This window comes from Nitratireductor aquibiodomus NL21 = JCM 21793 (assembly GCF_000615975.1).
Classification (GTDB): Bacteria; Pseudomonadota; Alphaproteobacteria; order Rhizobiales; family Rhizobiaceae; genus Nitratireductor; species Nitratireductor aquibiodomus.
The window spans coordinates 20,207-38,058 of sequence record NZ_BAMP01000017.1 but is presented as its reverse complement, the minus strand read 5'-3'; the positions used below and the strand labels follow the sequence as shown (position 1 = coordinate 38,058).

Sequence of the window (17,852 nt, the reverse complement as noted above, 5' to 3'; positions counted from 1 at the left end):
CCTCAGCAAACCGATGCTCGCTGCGGCAATGCTCGCCTGCCTGGCCAGTGGCCAGATAAAAGCACAAAGCTGCAGCTTTGGCATATCCGGCATGAGTTTCGGTCAGATCGATACGCTGTCCGGCGCACCAGCCGACAGTTCCACCTCAATGAGCATCAACTGTAGCGGCCTGCCGTTGACGCGCATACTCATATGCCCGGGAATTGGCAGCGGCAGTGGCGGTGCAACGGCTTTAGCACGGCAACTGGCTTCTGGCGGAAACCAGCTCGACTACCAGCTCTACGTCGATTCCGGACGCAGTGTGGTCTGGGGATCAAATTCATGGCCATTTGCGCCAGGTCCGCCGGCCTATCCGCTGACACTCGGTGTTCTGGGGCAGGGCAGCGGAACCGTTATGATCTACGGACGATTGTTTGGCGGCCAGGCAAGCGCGCCGCCCGGATCCTACCTGTCGTCCTTCTCCGGAAGCGACGTCGAGGTTCGCTACCGATACACCGCTTCCAGCGACTGCAGCACGTCCCTTGGCAATGTCGAGCGGCCAGGCTTTACCGTGTCAGCGACGGTGCCGGCAAATTGCCAGGTTAACACGCAGGATGTCGACTTCGGTGCACAGGGCGTGCTGGCCACAAATGTCGATGCGACGGGCGGGGTCGACGTTACATGCACGCCTGGCAGCGCCTACACGATCTCTCTGGATGGCGGCAATGCCGGTGCTCCGCCAACACAGCGGGAAATGTCGAAGGGAGCGGAAACCGTGATCTACGGCCTCTACAGGGATGCCGCCCGCAGCCAGCCCTGGGGGAGCACGGCAGGCACGACGGTGTCCGGCAGCGGCAGTGGAAGCGGCCAGAGTTTTACAGTCTACGGACGTGTGCCCCCGCAACACACCCCATCGCCGGGAACCTATGTGGATACGGTGGTCGTGACGGTCACCTATTGACGGGAATGTGCAGCCACTGGATCGTCGGCAGGTCCGTGGACTGGTCTCGAAGCCGGCTTTGTGTGATCATCCAGAAGGGGAGAACGGGAGAACCTCAACAAGATGCGTAAAGCACAGGCTTCGCCTGACCGGCGGTGTACAGGGCGGAGTGCGGGTTAGTGGAAACACCGCAATCGCCTGCCTTACGGTCCTATCATTCATGGATCGCCAATGAGACGCTGGAGGACTATTCGCTGCGCTATGCGGCGCGGTCGTTCCGGCGCTGGTCTCCGTTCGTCATCGCCAACACCGCGCTCGGCGGCATCTCGTTTCTGGCTCTGGAGGCAATCGGCGGGGCGATCACGCTCAGCTACGGATTCGCCAATGCGTTTCCCGCCGTTCTCATCACCTGCCTGTTCGTCTTCGTGACGAACCTGCCCATCGCCTATTATTCGAGCCGCTACAACATCGATATGGATCTGCTCACGCGCGGAGCGGGGTTCGGCTATATCGGCTCCACCATCACGTCGCTGATCTATGCGACCTTCACCTTCATCTTTTTCGCGCTCGAAGGCGCGATCATGGCGCAGGCGCTAAAACTGTTTGCGGATGTGCCTCTTGTGCTGGGCTACATCATCTCCTCGCTCGTCATCATCCCCATCACCTTCATGGGCGTGACGATGATCAGCAAGTTGCAGATGGTCACCCAGCCCATCTGGATTGCCATGCTGCTCGCGCCCTTCATCTACATCGCGGTCGGCCATCCCGAAACGCTCGATCAGTGGATGGCCTTTGCCGGCAGCGAAACGGCGGATGGCGGTTTCGATGTGCTCGCCTTCGGCTCGGCCATCGGCGTTCTGTGCGCGCTTTCGATACAGATCGGCGAGCAGGTGGATTACCTGCGCTTTCTGCCCGACAAGACCCGCGAAAACCGCTGGCGCTGGTGGGCGGCGGTCATCTCCGCCGGCCCCGGCTGGATCGTGGTCGGCGGTTTCAAGATCCTGTGCGGCAGCCTTCTGGCCGTGCTTGCGGTCTCGGCTGGCCTTTCGCCGTCGACGGCGCTTGAGCCGATCCACATGTACATCAAGGCCTATGAATATGTGAGCGACGATCCGCGCACCGTGCTGGCGCTGGCGGCGATCTTCGTTCTCATTTCGCAGGTCAAGATCAATGTGACGAACGCCTATGCCGGCTCGCTCGCCTGGTCCAATTTCTTCTCGCGCGTCACGCATTATCACCCCGGCCGCGTGGTCTGGCTGATCTTCAACATCCTGATCTCGCTGCTTCTGATGCTGCTCGGCATCTTCCAGACGCTGGAGCTGGTGCTGGCGGTCTACTCGGTCATCGCCGCCGCGTGGATCGGCTCCATCTTTGCCGATCTCGCCATCTTGAAGCCGATGGGCGTCAGCCCGCCCTTCACCGAGTTCAAACGCGCCTATCTCTACGATTTCAATCCGGTCGGCTGCGGGTCGATGGCGTTCGCCTCGCTGTTCGCCATCATCTGCTTCATGGGCAGTTTCGGTGATCTGGCGGAAGCCTATGCCGCCCCCATCGCCTTCTTCACCGCGCTTTCAAGCGCTGTTCTGATCGGCGTGGTGACCGGGGGGCGGTATTATCTCGCCCGCTCGCGCGTGCCGCTCGCCGAGCCCGACAAGCCGGTGGTCCGCTGCGAAATCTGCGAGCTGGAATATGAAAGGCCGGACATGGTGCATTGCACCTTCTACCGGCGGCCGATCTGCTCGCTCTGCTGCAGTCTCGATTCCCACTGCCACGATGCCTGCAAGGCTCCCGGCGCAAATCTGGAAGCGCCGCATTATCTGGGCCGCGCCCTGCGCAGCAAGATCGCGCCACGCATGACGCAGCGCCTGCTCAAGGTGAGCGGCGTTCTCTTCTCGCTGGCGGTCATGACGGCGGCCGTGTTCCTGCTCACCTACCGGTTGATAGAGCCCACCGCGCTCCAGCCGCATGTGGAAAGCGGCGCGCTTCTCCTGCGGGTATTTCTGGCGCTTTTGCCGCTGCTCGCCATCGGCGCGTGGTGGATCGTTCTCTCGCATGAAAGCCGGGAACTGGCGGAACGCGATCTCGTCACCTCGCTTGAAAAGCTTCGTCAGGCGCAGCAGGAACTCGCCTCCAATGAACGTCTGGCGGCAATCGGTCAGATCACCGCCACGGTCAGCCATGAGCTGCGCAATCCGCTGGGCACGATGGTCACCTCGGCCGACATTCTGCGCCGCTCGCTCAAGAACGCGGACGAGCCCGTCACCGGCGAATTGCAGCGCCTGCAACGCAATGCCTGGCGCTGCGTGCGCATCATCGAGGATCTTCTGGACTTCTCGCGCAAGCACGCGCCCGTCATGTCGCCCGTCGCCATCGACCGCTGGGTCAAGCAGCAATTGAGCGAAGAGGATCAGGAGATCGCGCATCTCATCACGCTCAAGCTTGATGCCGGGTGTGATGTCCTTGCCGATGCCGAGCGTCTGCGGCAGGCCTTCTCCAATGTTCTGCAGAATGCAGCGCAGGCCTGCGAGGAGCGCGGGAAGCAAAGCGGTCAGATCATCATCTCCACGCAGCGCCTGCGCGACCGCGTCTACCTGTCGGTGTCCGACAATGGCGGCGGCATGTCTCAGGATGTGGCGGAGCGCGTGTTCGAGCCGCTCTTCAGCACCAAGGCGTTCGGCGTCGGGCTCGGCATGCCGCTCGTCAAGCGCATCATGGAGCAGCATGGCGGCGATGTGCTCATCGAAAGCCAGAAGGGTGTCGGCACCACCGTCTCGCTCGTTCTGCCATGTGCGGGAGTGCGTAAAGCATGACCGATCGTGAACTCGACCTCCCCGCAGAAGTCATCGGCGAACATCCGTTGCGCGAGACCACGCCGGCGGAAGACCATTGCGTCCTGATCGTCGACGATGACGAGGATTTCGCCGCAAGCCTGTCGGGCCTCCTGAAACTCGAAGGCTACAGGATCGTGGTCGCCCACGATCCGCAGACGGCACTCGCCTTCCTCGAAGAAGCGCGGATTGCGGTCGCTCTGGTCGATGTGCGGCTCGGCACCGGCAATGGCGTCGATCTGGTGCGCCAGATCCGCCAGCGCGAACCGGATGTGGTGTGCGTGATGGTCACCGCCTACGCTTCTATCGACACGGCGGTGGAGGCGCTGCAGGCCGGCGCCTATGACTATCTCTGCAAGCCGTTCCACAGCGAAGATCTGCTTGCCACGCTGGCCCGCTGCTTCGAGCGCATCCGGCTTCTGGAAGAAAAGCGGCTGGCCGCCGAGCGGCTCGGGCAGAAGCAGCGCATGGAGGCGATGGGCCAGCTCACCAGCGGCATTGCGCACGACTTCAACAACATTCTCGCCGTTCTCCTGAGCAATCTGCGCTGGCTGGAGGAGCGGCTGGCCGATCAGCCGGAACTGGCTGAGCTGGTCACCGATGCGCTTGAGGCCACCAGATCCGGTTCCGAACTCACCGACCGCCTGCTGCGCTTTGGCCGCCAGCGCGCAAAAGACATTGCCGTGGTGCAGCTTGGCGAGGCGCTTCCGCCCCTGATGCGGGTTCTGGGGCGCACGCTGGGGGACACGGTATCCGTCACGCTCAATGTCGCAGACGGGTTGAACAGCGTGCTCATTCCCGCCGGCCAGCTGGAGCCGAGCCTCGTCAATCTGGCGCTCAATGCGCGCGATGCGATGCCGGGCGGCGGCAGCTTGCATTTCGACGCGTCGAATGTGATCGTCCGCCCGGAGGATGCGCGCGTCGCTTCGGGGCTGTTACCGGGGCGCTATGTGCTCCTGTCGGTGCGCGATACAGGTCAAGGCATGCCGGTGGCGGTGCGCCGCCGCGCGCTCCAGCCCATGTTCACCACCAAGCCGCCGGGGCAGGGCAGCGGTCTTGGCCTGTCTATGGTGGATGGTTTCGTGCGGCAGGCCGGTGGCCGCCTCGGCATTCTCAGCACGCCCGGCAAGGGCACCAGCGTCAATCTCTATTTGCCGGCGCACTATTCCTCGGACTGAGGCGCGAACATGTAACCGACACCGCGAATGGTCTTTATAAACTGCGTGTCGCGGGCATTGTCCCGCAGCTTGCGGCGGATCTTGCCGATCATCACATCGATGCTGCGGTCATAGGGGTTCCAGTTGCGGTTGGCGACGATGTCGAGGATCTGCTCGCGCGAAAGAACGCGCCCGCGCCGCTCCACCAGCGCCGCCAGAAGCTGGAATTCCTGGCTTGTCAGACGCACGGATTCTCCACGGGGCGAGGAAAGCTGATGCCGCGCAGGATCAAGTTGCCAGCCGGCAAAACACATGACCGGCGAGCGGCTTTTCTCCTGCGGTTCCGGCATGCTGATGCGCTTGGCAAAGCGGCGCATGACGGTGCGGATGCGGGCCAGAAGTTCGCGCGGCTCGAACGGCTTGGTCACGTAATCGTCTGCCCCAAGCTCTAGGCAGACCACCTTGTCGATCGTGTTTCTCTTGCCTGAAAGCATGATCAGCGGCAGGTCGTGCTGGGCGCGCAGACCACGCGCCAGCGAGACACCGTCCTCGCCGACCGGGAAGGTCAGATCGAGAATGACGAGATCGAAGTCCTCATCCGCCATTGCGCGGCGCATGGAGCGGCCATCCTCGGCACCCGTCACGGCATAGCCTTCGCTCGTGAGGAAACGCTGAAGAAAGCGCCGAAGACGCTGATCATCATCGACAACAAGTACGCGATGTTTTTCGTCCGTGATCCCCATGGCTCATACGATAGTCGCAAACGGTTGCATCGGTCGAGAAGGGAGTTTGCTCCGGCTTTCTGGAAAATGCGCCTTTTGTATCCGGCCAAAGGTAACCGGGGCGGGCACGGCGCTGGCGGCTCTGGATGCGCCGATGGCAAGCAACTGAAATTCCGTGCTTATTTCCGGATGTTCAAGCGCAAACGAATTCTCTGGAATGTCCCCGGCCGGTTACAAAAAATTACAAATCCGGCGTTCTCCAGAGCCAATCGGCTTACAGTCCAGACCTAATCTTCTCCGGCACGGTTTCGTCCGGCTGCATCTTGTTGCCGGGCGCAAAAATGACGGGGGGCTCAAAATGCAAAACCTCCGACTGGCCGTTCAAGAGGAGGAGACCTATGCCTAAAACAGTGTTTTCAGTCGATCTCAACAAGGCACCCGAGGATCAGGCGATCAAGACGCACAATCGCTGGCATCCCGACATTCCGATGGTTGAGACCTTCAAGCGCGGTGAAGTGTTCCGCGTCGAGTGCTACGACTGGACCGGTGGTCAGATCGGCAACAATGACAGCGCCAACGACGTGCGCGATGTCGACCTGACCCGCGTTCACTATCTGAGCGGTCCGTTCGGTTTCGAGGGCGCAGAGCCAGGAGATCTGCTGGTCGTCGACATTCTCGATATCGGCGCAATGCCTGAATCCGAATGGGGCTTCAACGGCCTGTTCGCCAAGGAAAATGGCGGCGGCTTCCTGACGGAGCACTATCCGAACGCAACCAAGTCGTGCTGGGATTTCCAGGGCATCTACACGACCTCGCGCCACATTCCGGGCGTGCGCTATCCGGGTATCATCCATCCGGGCCTGATCGGCTGTCTGCCCGATCATGCGCTTCTGGCCGAAGCAAACCGCCGTGAGGAAGAACTGGTTTCGACCGATCCGAACCGGGTGCCGCCGCTCGCAGCACTGCCTTATTCCGACACGGCGCTCATGGGCCAGATGTCGGGTGATGCAGCACGCAAGGCGGCGGAAGAAGCATGGCGCACCGTGCCGCCGCGCGAACATGGCGGCAATTGCGACATCAAGAACCTGTCGCGCGGCTCGAAGGTCTATTTCCCTGTTTATGTGAAGGGTGGCGGTCTCTCCATGGGCGACATCCACTTCTCGCAGGGCGATGGCGAAATCACCTTCTGCGGCGCCATCGAAATGGCCGGCTGGATCGACATCAGCGTCGATGTGATCAAGGGCGGCATGGCGAAATACGGTGTCGTCAACCCGATCTTCAAGCCGAGCCCGATCGATCCGCATTTCGACGATTACCTGATCTTCGAGGGCATCTCGGTGGATGAGCACACGGGCGAACAGTATTATCTGGACGCGCATGTGGCCTATCGCCGGGCCTGTCTCAACGCGATCGAGTATCTGAAGAAGTTCGGTTACACGGGCGAGCAGGCCTACAGTATCCTCGGCACAGCGCCGGTGGAGGGCCGAATAGCCGGCATCGTGGACATACCGAATGTGTGCGCCACCCTGGCCATTCCGACAGCGATCTTCGATTTCGACATCAATCCAAACTCGACCGGTCCGACCAAACAGGTCTCCGGCGTGGATGTCGCTCGAACGAGCTGATGCTCGCTGCTGTCGTTTTCAGAAGAAACGAGTGGGACAGCCGGGGTGGGACCCGGCTGAACCCGCCTTTCGGGAGGGAGAGCTGCCATGCTGCTCGGATTTGCCTTGCTTTACGTCGGCGCGGTCCTGTTTCTCAACGGGCTGTGGCTGATGGGAAAGATCGACGACAAGGAGATTGTCGTCATCAATGTGGTGTCCGGCTTCGTCACGCTTTGTGTCGCGCTGGCGTCGGCGTTCGGTGCCGGGGCCGATGCGGCGTCGATCAAGTCTGCGGCGCTGACACTGCTGTTCACCACCACCTATCTCTGGGTCGCCTACAACCGCGTGGTCGCGGTCGATGGCCGCGGGCTCGGCTGGTTCAGCCTGTTCGTGGCGATCACCGTCGTGCCCATCGCGATTGAAGGGCTGGCCGGTGCACAGACCTTCACCGACACCTGGCTCGGCCTCAACTGGGCCATCTGGGCGGTGCTCTGGTTCATGTATTTCCTGCTACTTGCCTTGAAGCGTCCGATCCTGCAGGCCACTGCGGTCGTCACGCTCCTCACGGGCATCATCACCGGCTGGCTGCCGGGGTTCCTGCTGCTTCAGGGAATGCTCTGAGCTTTTTCGTGCGGCGGCGTCAGGCCGCCGCACCATGCGAGACAGAATTTTCGGAGACCAATATGCCGCTTTACAATTATGTTTGCGAAGATTGCGGACCTTTCGACGAGTGGACGTCCATGGCTGATGCAGGCAATGCGTGCGCCTGCCCGAGTTGCCAGACGCCAAGCAGCCGCGATGTGGCCGCGCCAAGCCTCAGCCTCATGAACGGCACGCTCCGGCGCGCGCTTGCCCGCTCTGAAAAAAGCGGCAGCGAGCCGCGCGTGGTCAAGAAGGAACATCTGGCCGGCTGCGGCTGCTCGCTGTGCAATATCGGCAAGAAGGGCCCGCCTTCTCCGCGCAAGAAATGGATGATCGGCCACTGCTGATCTGGCCACACGGTCTTTCGAGGCTGGCGGACGCCATAGGGTCATAATCCTGCCTCCGCCAGTCTGAGAGCCACTGTCCAAAGGGCACGGCGCATTGCTCCATTCCGGCGATGTGCCGTCCTTCAAACGCGCGCACGAAAGCCATGATGTCCTGAGGTGCCCGGTTGAGCCGCGCAAACCCATGCGACCTGCTATCGATCAGCAATGAAGGCGACGGTGCCGGGCGGGGATCTCAACTCCTGCCAGCGCGGCGGTGACCGCCACACTTGCCATGACGGCTGCCGTGTTGAACGCGCTGACGAGCGCCATTGAGAGCGCGAGTTGTCTCCTTTCCACTGGACAGGAGAGCGCCGACACGGCCACACTGCTCGCCATGGTGCCGCTCCTCTGGAGCTCTAACGAAATATTCGAAGTGCTGCGGCGCCGCATGGCGGTGCGCTGCATGGAAGGGTGACGGATGTCTGCGAACGGTCGTGTCTTCCTGTGCGTTCTCGATTCGGTGGGCATAGGCGGCGCGCCGGATGCTGAGCGGTTCGGCGATGCCGGTTCCAACACGGTTCTGCACATCGCCGAAGCCTGCGCCACCGGCAGAGCGGAAGAGGGACGCTCCGGTCCGCTTCATCTGCCCAGTCTTTCTGCGCTCGGTCTTGGGGCCGCGCTCGAACTGGCCTGCGGCCAGTCCGCTCCGGGGCTTGCCGCGCCCGAGGCCGGCGCTTCCTGGGCCGCCCTTCAGGAAGAAAGTGCGGGCAAGGACACCCAGACCGGACACTGGGAGCTGGCCGGCCTCCCGCTCTCGAGAGACTGGCATTATTTCCCCCATGAGGTTCCGGCGTTTCCTGAGGAAGCGATGGCGCGCCTTCGTGAGGCCGGCGGGCTGGAACGCACGCTTTTCAACGCGCATGGCTCGGGCTCGGACGTGCTGAAGCGCTTTGGCGCGGAGCACATGGAGACCGGCGCGCCAATCGTCTACACTTCTGCGGACAGCGTGGTGCAGATTGCCGCGCATGAGGAGACATTTGGTCTCGAACGGCTTCTGCAACTCTGTGAGGCGGCGGCCGAAATCTTCCATCCCATGAATGTCGGGCGCATCATCGCCCGGCCTTTCGTGGGGGATGCGGAAAGCGGCTTTACCCGCACTGCCAACCGGCGCGATTTCGCCATCGCACCGCCCGGAGAAACAATCTGCGACCGGCTTGTCGCCGCCGGCCGCACCGTCCATGCCGTGGGCAAGATCGGCGACATCTTCGCCGGCAAGGGCATTTCCCGTGTGCTGAAGGGACCGAGCGACGATGCGCTGTTCGACCGGCTTCTGGAGACCGTCGAAAGTGCCGCCGATGGCGATCTCGTCTTTGCCAATTTCGTCGAATTCGACAGCCATTACGGTCATCGCCGTGATGTGGCGGGATATGCGCGGGCGCTGGAGTGGTTTGATCGCCGCCTTGCCGCGTTCCTGCCCAAACTGCGCCCCGGCGATCTGCTCATGCTGACCGCCGATCACGGCAACGATCCGACCTGGACAGGCACGGACCACACGCGCGAACGCGTTCCGCTGCTTCTCGCCGGAGACAGAATGCCGTGGAGCGGGAGTGCCGGCGTTCTGCCGTTCAGGCAGGTGGCGCAACTCGTGGCAGACCGGCTGTTGAAGACTGAGGCCTGATGTTTGGGGCCGAAGTGAGGGAGCACTTCGGCAACGCGATCTTTGTCCGTGGCGACATTTTTTGGAGAGGCGCATCCGACACAGGTTGAAGCTGCAATCCGGAGGAGAAGCAAATGGAAGGTATTCGTTTCGAGAACACCCGGTTCGATCCCGATTTGATAGAGTTTCATGCATCGCTCAGCAGATGGCCCGGTCTGTGGGATACACGGCGGATTTGAACATCGAGAAAAAGCTCGCCCAGCTCTTGCGGCTGCGGGTGGCGCAAATGAATGAGTGCTCATACTGCCTCATCCTGCACACGCAGGCTGCACATGATCAGGGCGTACCGGCAGCAAAGGTCGCTCACTTACCGAGTTGGCGAGAAAGCACAATGTTCGATGAGCCTGAAAAGGCGGCGCTCGCCTACTGCGAAGGGTTGACCGCCTACGATCTGCCGGGCTTCGCACCGCTGCACGAAGCGCTGACAGCTAATTTCGATGAGAAGCAGATCGCCGAGATTGCCGCAATCGTGATCAACATGAATTTGTGGACTCGATTGAAGCTTGCACAGGGGCAGGTGCCGGTTCTGGATGGCTGATGCCTGCTGAACAGGCAGGCACCCAGAGTGGGCCAGGCAGGCAAAGAGACGTACGACATCCGACACACGCTGTTGAAGACCCGCTTGCCGGCGGCAGGGGGCGGGGCTGGTGCAACCTGAGTGGTTGCTCTTCGCGGGCTCTTTAGCCATTGCCGTTTGAAATGTCCCCGATCTTTCAATTGGTTGCGAATTTGTCAGCGGCCGGACCTCCCGCTGTGATCTTGTTCGGCGCCTCCGTCATCGTGTGCGCGGTTTGCGCGTGGCTCCGACGAATCCGTCAAGGGAGCGGACGAGAACAGATTTACAATCGCGATCCTATTGCTATGATGTCAGACCAATTTGGATGGTGATATGGCAGGCATCAGAGACACCTCGATCATAACCGCATTACCGGCGCAGGACCGGGTTCGCCAGGTCACAGATGCTGTTGCCGCCTATATCGAGCGGGCCGAGCTGAAAGTCGGAGACCGTCTCCCGGCGGAGCGGGAGCTCATGTCTGCGCTGGGGGTCGGGCGGTCGACGATCCGCGAGGTCATCAGACGCTTCGAGGCGCTGGGTGTGATCGAGACCCGGCGGGGAAGCGGGAGCTATCTCTTGAAGCCGGTGGCGGCCGGCACCGTTCACATGTCGCTTTCCCTGAACACCGCGCGCCAGCGCGACGCCCTGTTGCAGACGCTTGAAGTGCGGCGCGGCATTGAGGCCGAGGCCAGCGTGGTGGCCGCACGCCGGCGCACCGCAGCCGATCTCGCCAATATCGAGGAAAAACTCGACGAGATGGAGCGCGTGCATCTGGCAAAGGGCACGTCCGGGCCAGAGGATCTGGCGTTTCACCTTGCCATCTACGATGCGACCCATAATCCGCTCTTCCGCCAGCTTCTCGAACAGATGCGCGAGGCCTTCGAGCGTTTCTGGGATCACCCGTTCGACCGCGAGGATTTCGCCCGGCGCTCGTTTCCATTCCACCGCGAGCTGTTCGACGCGATTGTCGACCAGGACACCGCCATGGCGCGCGAGAAAACACTACGCATCCTCGAAGTGGTCGAGGAAGATATCAGGGAAATGTCCAGATGAGCGCCAGTTTGCACCCCGATGACATGGCTTCGCTGATCGTCGCGCATGACGAGACGAATGCCTTCGATGCCGTCGTGCCTCCCATCGTGCAAACCTCGCTCTTCACCTTCTCCAGCTATGACGAGATGCTCCAGACCTATCGCGGCGAGAAGGTGCGGCCTGTTTATACCCGTGGGCTCAATCCGACCGTTCGCATGTTCGAGGAGATGCTGGCGAAGCTCGAGGGTGGCGAGGACGCCATCGGGTTTGCAAGCGGCATGGCGGCCATATCCTCCACGGTTTTGAGCTTCGTGAAGCCAGGCGACCGCATCGTTGCCGTGCGCCATCTCTATCCCGATACGTTTCGGCTGTTCGGCACGCTGCTTGAACGCATGCGCGTCGAGGTGACTTATGTGGACGGTCGTGACGAGGCGGCGGTGGCGAAGGCCCTGCCGGGCGCGCGCCTTTTCTATATGGAAAGCCCGACGAGCTGGATCATGGAAACGCATGATGTGAAAGCGCTCGCGGCGCTCGCCAGGGCGCAGGGCGTGGTGAGCGTGATCGACAACAGCTGGTCGAGCCCCGTTTTCCAGCAGCCGCTTACTCTGGGCGTGGACCTCGTGGTCCACTCCGCCTCCAAATATCTGGCGGTCACAGCGATGTGGTGGCGGGTGTGGTTGCCGGCTCCAGAGCGATGATCGAGCGCATTCGCGGTGAAACCTATGCCTATCTGGGTGGAAAGCTTTCGCCATTTGATGCGTGGCTGCTCATCCGCGGCATGCGCACGCTCCCAACGCGCATGCGGGCGCACGAGGAAGCAGGGCTGGAGATCGCGCGGCGGCTTGCGGCAAACCCGGTCGTGAAGACCGTGTGCCACCCAGGGCTGGCCAATGCGCTGCCGCCGGGTCTGAAGGGAACATCGGGGCTGTTTTCCTTCATCTTCCACGAAGGGATCGACATCCGTGCTTTCGCCGACGGGCTTCGGCTCTTCAAGCTCGGCGTGAGTTGGGGTGGGCATGAGAGCCTCGTGGTGCCGGCGGAGATCGTCCTTCAGCAGAAGGCACAGCCCAATTCGGCAAGAGCGTTTGGCATCGATCCGCGATCGGTGCGGCTGCATGTGGGCCTTGAGGGAACCGAGGCTCTTTGGCGCGACCTGGAAGGAGCGATCAACGCGGCTTCCGGATCATGAAGCAGAGTGGGGCATCGGTCGAATGTGGAGGCATCGGCCGCGTGCCCAATGGGAGAGAGCAATGAAACAAGAAAAGGGGAATCCGATGAAAAAGTTACTGCTGGCGGCCAGTTTCGCCACATTGATGACGGGAACAGCCCTGGCCGACACGACGCTGAAGCTGGTGGAGGTCATTACCAGCCCGGCGCGCACCGAGACGCTGAAATCCATTGTCGGCAAGTTCGAAGAGGCCAATCCGGGCACGAAGGTCGAGATCATATCGCTGCCATGGGGCGAGGCGTTCCAGAAGTTCGCCACCATGGTGTCCGCCGGGGAAATCCCCGACGTGGTGGAGATGCCCGACACCTGGCTCTCGCTTTACGCCAACAACGGCATGCTGGAGAGCCTCGAGCCCTATCTGGAAAAGTGGGAGCACACGGAGAGCCTGTCTTCGCGGGCGCTCGAACTCGGCCGCGATATCGACGACACGGCCTATATGCTGCCCTACGGCTTTTATCTGCGGGCCATGTTCTACAACAAGAAGCTGCTCGAAGAAGCGGGTGTTGCCGAACCGCCGAAGACCATGGCCGAGTTCCGCACCGCTTCGGAAAAGATCTCCGAACTGCCGGGTAAATATGGGTATTGCCTGCGCGGCGGTTCAGGTGGCCTGAACGGCTGGATGATGTTCGGGGCGATCATGTCCGGCTCGGATGTCTTCTTCAACGAGGACGGCACATCCACCGCCAACAGCGAGGGGTGGGTCGACGGGTTCACCTGGCTGATCGACATCTACAAGGACGGTCTTGCGCCCAAGGACAGCGTCAACTGGGGCTTTAACGAGATCGTCGCCGGCTTCTATTCCGGCACCTGCGCTTTCCTGGACCAGGATCCGGATGCGCTCATCGCGATCTCGGAGCGCATGAGTGCGGACGATTTCGGTGTGACGACCATGCCGAAGGGACCGTCTGGCAAGACCTTCCCGACCATCGGTTATGCCGGCTGGTCGATGATGGCGGCGAGTGAGAACAAGGATCTAGCCTGGAAGCTCATCTCCGCGCTGGACGGGCCGGAAGGCAACAATGAGTGGAACAAGCGCACCGGCGCGCTTCCCGTGCATACTTCGGCGGAGAAGGATCCCTTCTATGCGAGTGCGCAGTTCAAGGGCTGGTTCGAACAGCTGGAAGACCCGGATGCGATTCCGATCTCCATGCCGACCTATCTTGAAGAGTTCGCCTTCTTCAAGGATTCGCTGGCGATCAAGACCACTCAGGAAGCGTTGCTCGGCGATATCACGCCGGAACAGCTCGCCGACCAGTGGGCGGACTATCTGACCAAGGCGCAGCAGAAGTTTCTCGCCAAGCAGTAGCTCCTGCGGTGGACCTGCGGCCGGGGATGAATTCTCCCCATGCCCGGTCGTCTTCACCGGCACCCTCGCGCCCCGGCGCGAGGGTGTGACAGCGACCCGTTCAGCCGGAACCTGCCGATGACCCACACCAGTTCGACGGATATGAGAGTTCAGCCAAAGCGCCCCCTCCTGCAGCGGCTGGCGGGTGCCTGCGAGCCCTATCTCTACAGCGCCCCGTCGCTTGTTCTGATTGCCACTGTGATGCTGGTGCCGCTGGCGCTGGGCCTATCCTATGCGTTTCGCGACGTACAGATTCTCAACCCGTTTTCAGGCGGCTTCATCGGCCTCGACCATTTTCGCGCGCTTTCGCAGGATCAGGCGTTCTACCGTGCCCTGCGCAACACGCTGTGGTGGACCGGCGCGTCGGTCTTTCTGCAGTTCTTTTTCGGCCTGATCCTGGCGCTGCTTCTGGACAAGCCGTTTCGCGGCCGGGGCATCGCGCAGGCGCTGGTGTTTCTGCCCTGGGCGGTGCCCACCTTCCTGACCGGTCTCAACTGGGCCTGGCTCTTCAATCCCGTGATCGGGCCGCTGCCGCACTGGCTCTTTGCGCTCGGGCTTCTGGATGAGCCAGGCAACATTCTTTCCGATCCGCAACTGGCCATGTGGGGCCCCATTGTCGCCAATGTGTGGTGGGGCATTCCGTTTTTTGCGATTACGCTGCTTGCGGCGCTTCAGGCAATTCCGCGCGACCTTTATGAAGCCGCGGCCATTGACGGGGCGGGGCCTTTCCAGCGTTTCCGCTCGATCACGCTGCCTTTCCTCGCGCCGACAATTGCCATCACCGTGCTTCTGAGGACGGTCTGGATATCCAATTTCGCCGATCTGATCATTGTCATGACCAATGGCGGACCGGCCGACCGCACGCAGATCGTGGCGAGCTACATTTTCACACAGGCCTTCAAGCGGCTCGACTTCGGCTATGCATCGGCGATCTCGATGGTGCTTCTGGTGTTGCTGCTCGTCTATTCGATGCTGATCGTGCTGCTGCGGCAGACCATGTTGAACAGGGACTGACGGCATGACGGCAAAATCCATGGTTCTCACCGTCGCGCACCGGCTTGCCATTCTGGCCTATATCGTCTTTGCGCTCTTTCCGCTGTTCTGGCTCCTGAAGGTGTCGCTGACGCCCAACGACCTTCTCTATTCGGAGGGCGTGCGCATGTGGCCCTCCAGGGTCAGCTTCGATCATTTTCGCTTCGTAGTCGCGCACAGCGATTTCCCGATCTTTTTCCGCAACAGCCTGATCGTGGCCGGCTCCACCGCGATCGTGGTGACGATCCTCGCCTCGCTTTCCGGCTATGCGCTCTCGCGCTTCGCCTTCAGGGCGAAATACTGGATCGTCGCCCTGATGCTGCTCACGCAGATGTTTCCGCTGGTGATGCTCGTCGCGCCGATCTTCAAGATGCTCTCGCCGCTGGGTCTGACCAACAGTCTGACTGGACTGGTGATCGTCTATTCGGCCTTCAACGTGCCCTTTGCCACCTTTCTCATGCAGTCCTTTTTCGACGGGATCCCGAAAGATCTGGAGGAGGCTGCCAAAATCGACGGGGCAACACAGTTCACGGCATTCCGGCAGATCATCCTGCCGCTGACACTGCCGGGCATCGCTGCGACCATCGGCTTCGTCTTCACCGCCGCCTGGAGCGAGCTTCTGTTCGCGCTGATGCTGATCTCCGGCAATGATGCGGCGACGTTCCCTGTCGGGCTTCTTTCGTTCGTATCGAAGTTCTCGGTCGATTTCGGGCAGATGATGGCCGCGGGCGTGCTGGCGCTCATACCGGCCTGCGTCTTCTTCTTCCTCATTCAGCGGTATCTGGTGCAGGGGCTCACCGCCGGCGCGGTCAAAGGTTGAAAAGGAAACGTCATGGCTTCCATCGACATTCAGGATATCCGCAAATCCTATGGCGCCGTGCAGGTTCTGCATGGCGTCGACCTGAACATCAGGGATGGTGAATTCATCGTTCTTGTCGGACCTTCGGGATGCGGAAAATCCACGCTGCTGCGCATGATTGCCGGGCTGGAGGAGGTAACCGGCGGCGATATCGCGATCGCGGGCAAGCGGGTCAACGACCTGGCGCCCAAGGATCGCGACATTGCCATGGTGTTCCAGTCCTATGCGCTCTATCCGCATATGAGCGTGGCGGAAAACATGAGCTATAGCCTCCGGCTACGCAAAACGCCGCGCGAGCGCATCCAGTCTGCCGTGTCGGCAGCGGCGTCGAAACTGGGGCTCGACCCGCTGCTGGAGCGGCGCCCCAAAGCACTTTCGGGCGGTCAGCGTCAGCGTGTCGCCATGGGGCGGGCGATCGTTCGCCAGCCCAAGGCGTTTCTGTTCGACGAGCCCCTGTCCAATCTCGATGCGCGACTGCGCGAACAGATGCGCGCGGAGATCAAAAAGCTGCATGGCGACCTTGGCGCAACGTCCATCTATGTCACCCACGACCAGATCGAGGCCATGACACTGGCCGACCGCATCGTCGCCATGCATGGCGGGGTGGTGCAGCAGGTGGGCAGCCCGCTCGACCTTTATGACCGGCCTGCAAACCTCTTCGTGGCCGGGTTCATCGGTTCGCCGGGGATGAATTTTCTTTCTGCGCATTATGTTCCGGGCGAGAACGGAGCGTCGGTGCGCCTGGGGGATGGCACGCTGATCGCACTCCCGCAGAAATATACGCTTGCGGCCGATGAGCCGGTTACAGTGGGAATTCGTCCCGAGCACGTGGAACTTTCCGATGCAGACGGAACAGGTGTGGATGCCGGCGTGGAACTGATCGAGCCGACCGGTTTCGGCACGATCCTGCATCTCACGCATCATGGATTGCCGTTCAAGGTGTTCACTGTCGACCGCACGCATTTGAACGCGGGGCCGGCGGTGAAGGTCTCATTTCCGCCCGGGCATCTTCATCTCTTTGATGGTGAAGGCGACAGGGTTACTTCATAGACCGTGGTTGGGCCGGACCGTTTCCGCCATTGAAGCCCGGCGGGGGATCATGCCAACGATCGCAACGGCGCATAGGGTATACTGGAGCGGCGGCCTCTCGAACTCCACTACAGTATGCGTGAAGGCGGCCGCGCGACGGGCAGGTTTCTCAATCCGCCTGATCGGAGCCCCCTGATCAGAGCCCGTGGCGTGAAGGGGCACCCGCACACCAACTGCTGGAAGGGAATTTGCGTTTTTAGAGTTATGCGCGCAAAGCCTCGACGATGCGCAGAAACGCCAGTTGACCGGGATCGAGCAGGCCGATGCTTCGCTCACCGAACATTCGAGCCCGCCCGAGCTTGTTGGGTTTGCCTCTATATTGCTCCGCTGTTTCCGCCGCAGCGGCAATCGCCACATTGATCATCTCTTCAAGGGGAGCGTGATCCAGGGCATTGGCTACAGCGTCAAGACTGTCGAGCACCGTTTTGTCGCCGAGATGTCCCTTGCCCCGCGCCATCATGGCATCGCGGGCGGCAGCGACGAGGCCGGGAATGCCTGCAGGATCGATTTTTGTCTTGCCTTTCTCCATTTTTGCCGCCGCCATGAAGCCGGTCGCGAGCAGTGTCCCGTAGGAAGAAGAAGATACACGCTGGAATGCCTTAGCGATCGCAAGCAGAGCCATACCGATATCCTCGGGCAGGTCGGTGGCGGCGGCTTCCGCAAATCCCTTGGAGACAGTGATCCCAAGATCTCCATCTCCAAGCGCACCATCGGCGCTGCAAAGCTCTTCACTTGCTGCTTCGGTGTGAGACGCGATGCGCGCGAGGGCTGCGGACAGTGTTTTGCTCGAAATCAT

16 protein-coding genes and 1 pseudogene are annotated in these 17,852 nt (G+C 61.4%); 15 read left to right on the top strand and 2 right to left on the bottom strand.

What is annotated here, in order from left to right; genetic code table 11:
* The first annotated feature begins 13 nt into the window (after positions 1 to 13).
* The 3 genes from JCM21793_RS07100 to JCM21793_RS07090 all read left to right on the top strand — a co-directional run bounded on the left by JCM21793_RS07100 (position 14) and on the right by JCM21793_RS07090 (position 4,925).
* Positions 14 to 940, top strand: coding sequence for a Csu type fimbrial protein (locus JCM21793_RS07100; protein ID WP_036539819.1), 927 nt, complete (start codon positions 14 to 16; stop codon positions 938 to 940).
* A 158-nt stretch (positions 941 to 1,098) separates the two neighbouring features.
* Positions 1,099 to 3,729 (top strand): ATP-binding protein, encoded by a 2,631-nt coding sequence (locus JCM21793_RS07095; RefSeq protein WP_025029919.1) that lies wholly within the window; start codon positions 1,099 to 1,101, stop codon positions 3,727 to 3,729.
* Positions 3,726 to 4,925 carry a sensor histidine kinase gene (locus JCM21793_RS07090; protein WP_025029918.1) on the top strand — a complete coding sequence of 400 codons (1,200 nt, stop codon included), beginning with the start codon at positions 3,726 to 3,728 and terminating at the stop codon, positions 4,923 to 4,925. The genes JCM21793_RS07095 and JCM21793_RS07090 overlap by 4 nt, the downstream gene beginning before the upstream one ends.
* Here the strand turns inward: JCM21793_RS07090 and JCM21793_RS07085 are convergent.
* Positions 4,910 to 5,647 carry a response regulator gene (locus JCM21793_RS07085; protein ID WP_025029917.1) on the bottom strand — a complete coding sequence of 246 codons (738 nt, stop codon included), beginning with the start codon at positions 5,645 to 5,647 and terminating at the stop codon, positions 4,910 to 4,912. The two genes, JCM21793_RS07090 and JCM21793_RS07085, sit on opposite strands and share 16 nt — an antisense overlap.
* A 377-nt stretch (positions 5,648 to 6,024) precedes the next feature.
* Here JCM21793_RS07085 and fmdA point away from each other — a divergent pair, with 377 nt between their 5' ends.
* The 12 genes and pseudogenes from fmdA to JCM21793_RS07025 all read left to right on the top strand — a co-directional run bounded on the left by fmdA (position 6,025) and on the right by JCM21793_RS07025 (position 17,017).
* Positions 6,025 to 7,251 (top strand): formamidase, encoded by a 1,227-nt coding sequence (fmdA, locus tag JCM21793_RS07080; RefSeq protein ID WP_007007629.1) that lies wholly within the window; start codon positions 6,025 to 6,027, stop codon positions 7,249 to 7,251.
* A gap of 87 nt (positions 7,252 to 7,338) precedes the next feature.
* Positions 7,339 to 7,851, top strand: coding sequence for an AmiS/UreI family transporter (locus JCM21793_RS07075; RefSeq protein WP_007007628.1), 513 nt, complete (start codon positions 7,339 to 7,341; stop codon positions 7,849 to 7,851).
* Between the two features lie 62 nt (positions 7,852 to 7,913).
* Positions 7,914 to 8,219, top strand: coding sequence for an FmdB family zinc ribbon protein (locus JCM21793_RS07070; RefSeq protein WP_007007627.1), 306 nt, complete (start codon positions 7,914 to 7,916; stop codon positions 8,217 to 8,219).
* A 253-nt stretch (positions 8,220 to 8,472) separates the two neighbouring features.
* Positions 8,473 to 8,673 (top strand): hypothetical protein, encoded by a 201-nt coding sequence (locus JCM21793_RS07065; protein ID WP_155983392.1) that lies wholly within the window; start codon positions 8,473 to 8,475, stop codon positions 8,671 to 8,673.
* 3 nt (positions 8,674 to 8,676) lie between these two features.
* On the top strand, positions 8,677 to 9,876 hold the full coding sequence (locus JCM21793_RS07060; protein WP_025029915.1) for a phosphopentomutase: 1,200 nt from the start codon (positions 8,677 to 8,679) through the stop codon (positions 9,874 to 9,876).
* 214 nt (positions 9,877 to 10,090) lie between these two features.
* On the top strand, positions 10,091 to 10,453 hold the full coding sequence (locus JCM21793_RS24610; RefSeq protein ID WP_202901405.1) for a carboxymuconolactone decarboxylase family protein: 363 nt from the start codon (positions 10,091 to 10,093) through the stop codon (positions 10,451 to 10,453).
* Between the two features lie 351 nt (positions 10,454 to 10,804).
* Entirely contained in the window at positions 10,805 to 11,524 is a 720-nt protein-coding gene (locus JCM21793_RS07050) for a FadR/GntR family transcriptional regulator (protein ID WP_007007623.1), read from the top strand.
* A pseudogene (locus JCM21793_RS24605) lies at positions 11,521 to 12,692 on the top strand (PLP-dependent transferase). Before JCM21793_RS07050 ends, JCM21793_RS24605 begins: the two are co-directional and overlap by 4 nt.
* An 85-nt stretch (positions 12,693 to 12,777) precedes the next feature.
* Positions 12,778 to 14,037: an ABC transporter substrate-binding protein gene (locus tag JCM21793_RS07040; protein WP_025029914.1), complete on the top strand. Its 1,260-nt coding sequence runs from the start codon at positions 12,778 to 12,780 to the stop codon at positions 14,035 to 14,037.
* A gap of 117 nt (positions 14,038 to 14,154) precedes the next feature.
* On the top strand, positions 14,155 to 15,090 hold the full coding sequence (locus JCM21793_RS07035; protein WP_007007620.1) for a carbohydrate ABC transporter permease: 936 nt from the start codon (positions 14,155 to 14,157) through the stop codon (positions 15,088 to 15,090).
* A gap of 4 nt (positions 15,091 to 15,094) precedes the next feature.
* Positions 15,095 to 15,928 carry a carbohydrate ABC transporter permease gene (locus JCM21793_RS07030; RefSeq protein ID WP_025029913.1) on the top strand — a complete coding sequence of 278 codons (834 nt, stop codon included), beginning with the start codon at positions 15,095 to 15,097 and terminating at the stop codon, positions 15,926 to 15,928.
* 12 nt (positions 15,929 to 15,940) lie between these two features.
* Entirely contained in the window at positions 15,941 to 17,017 is a 1,077-nt protein-coding gene (locus JCM21793_RS07025; RefSeq protein ID WP_025029912.1) for an ABC transporter ATP-binding protein, read from the top strand.
* A 241-nt stretch (positions 17,018 to 17,258) separates the two neighbouring features.
* Here the strand turns inward: JCM21793_RS07025 and JCM21793_RS07015 are convergent, their stop codons facing one another.
* On the bottom strand, positions 17,259 to 17,852 hold the full coding sequence (locus JCM21793_RS07015; RefSeq protein WP_007007618.1) for a dihydroxyacetone kinase subunit L: 594 nt from the start codon (positions 17,850 to 17,852) through the stop codon (positions 17,259 to 17,261).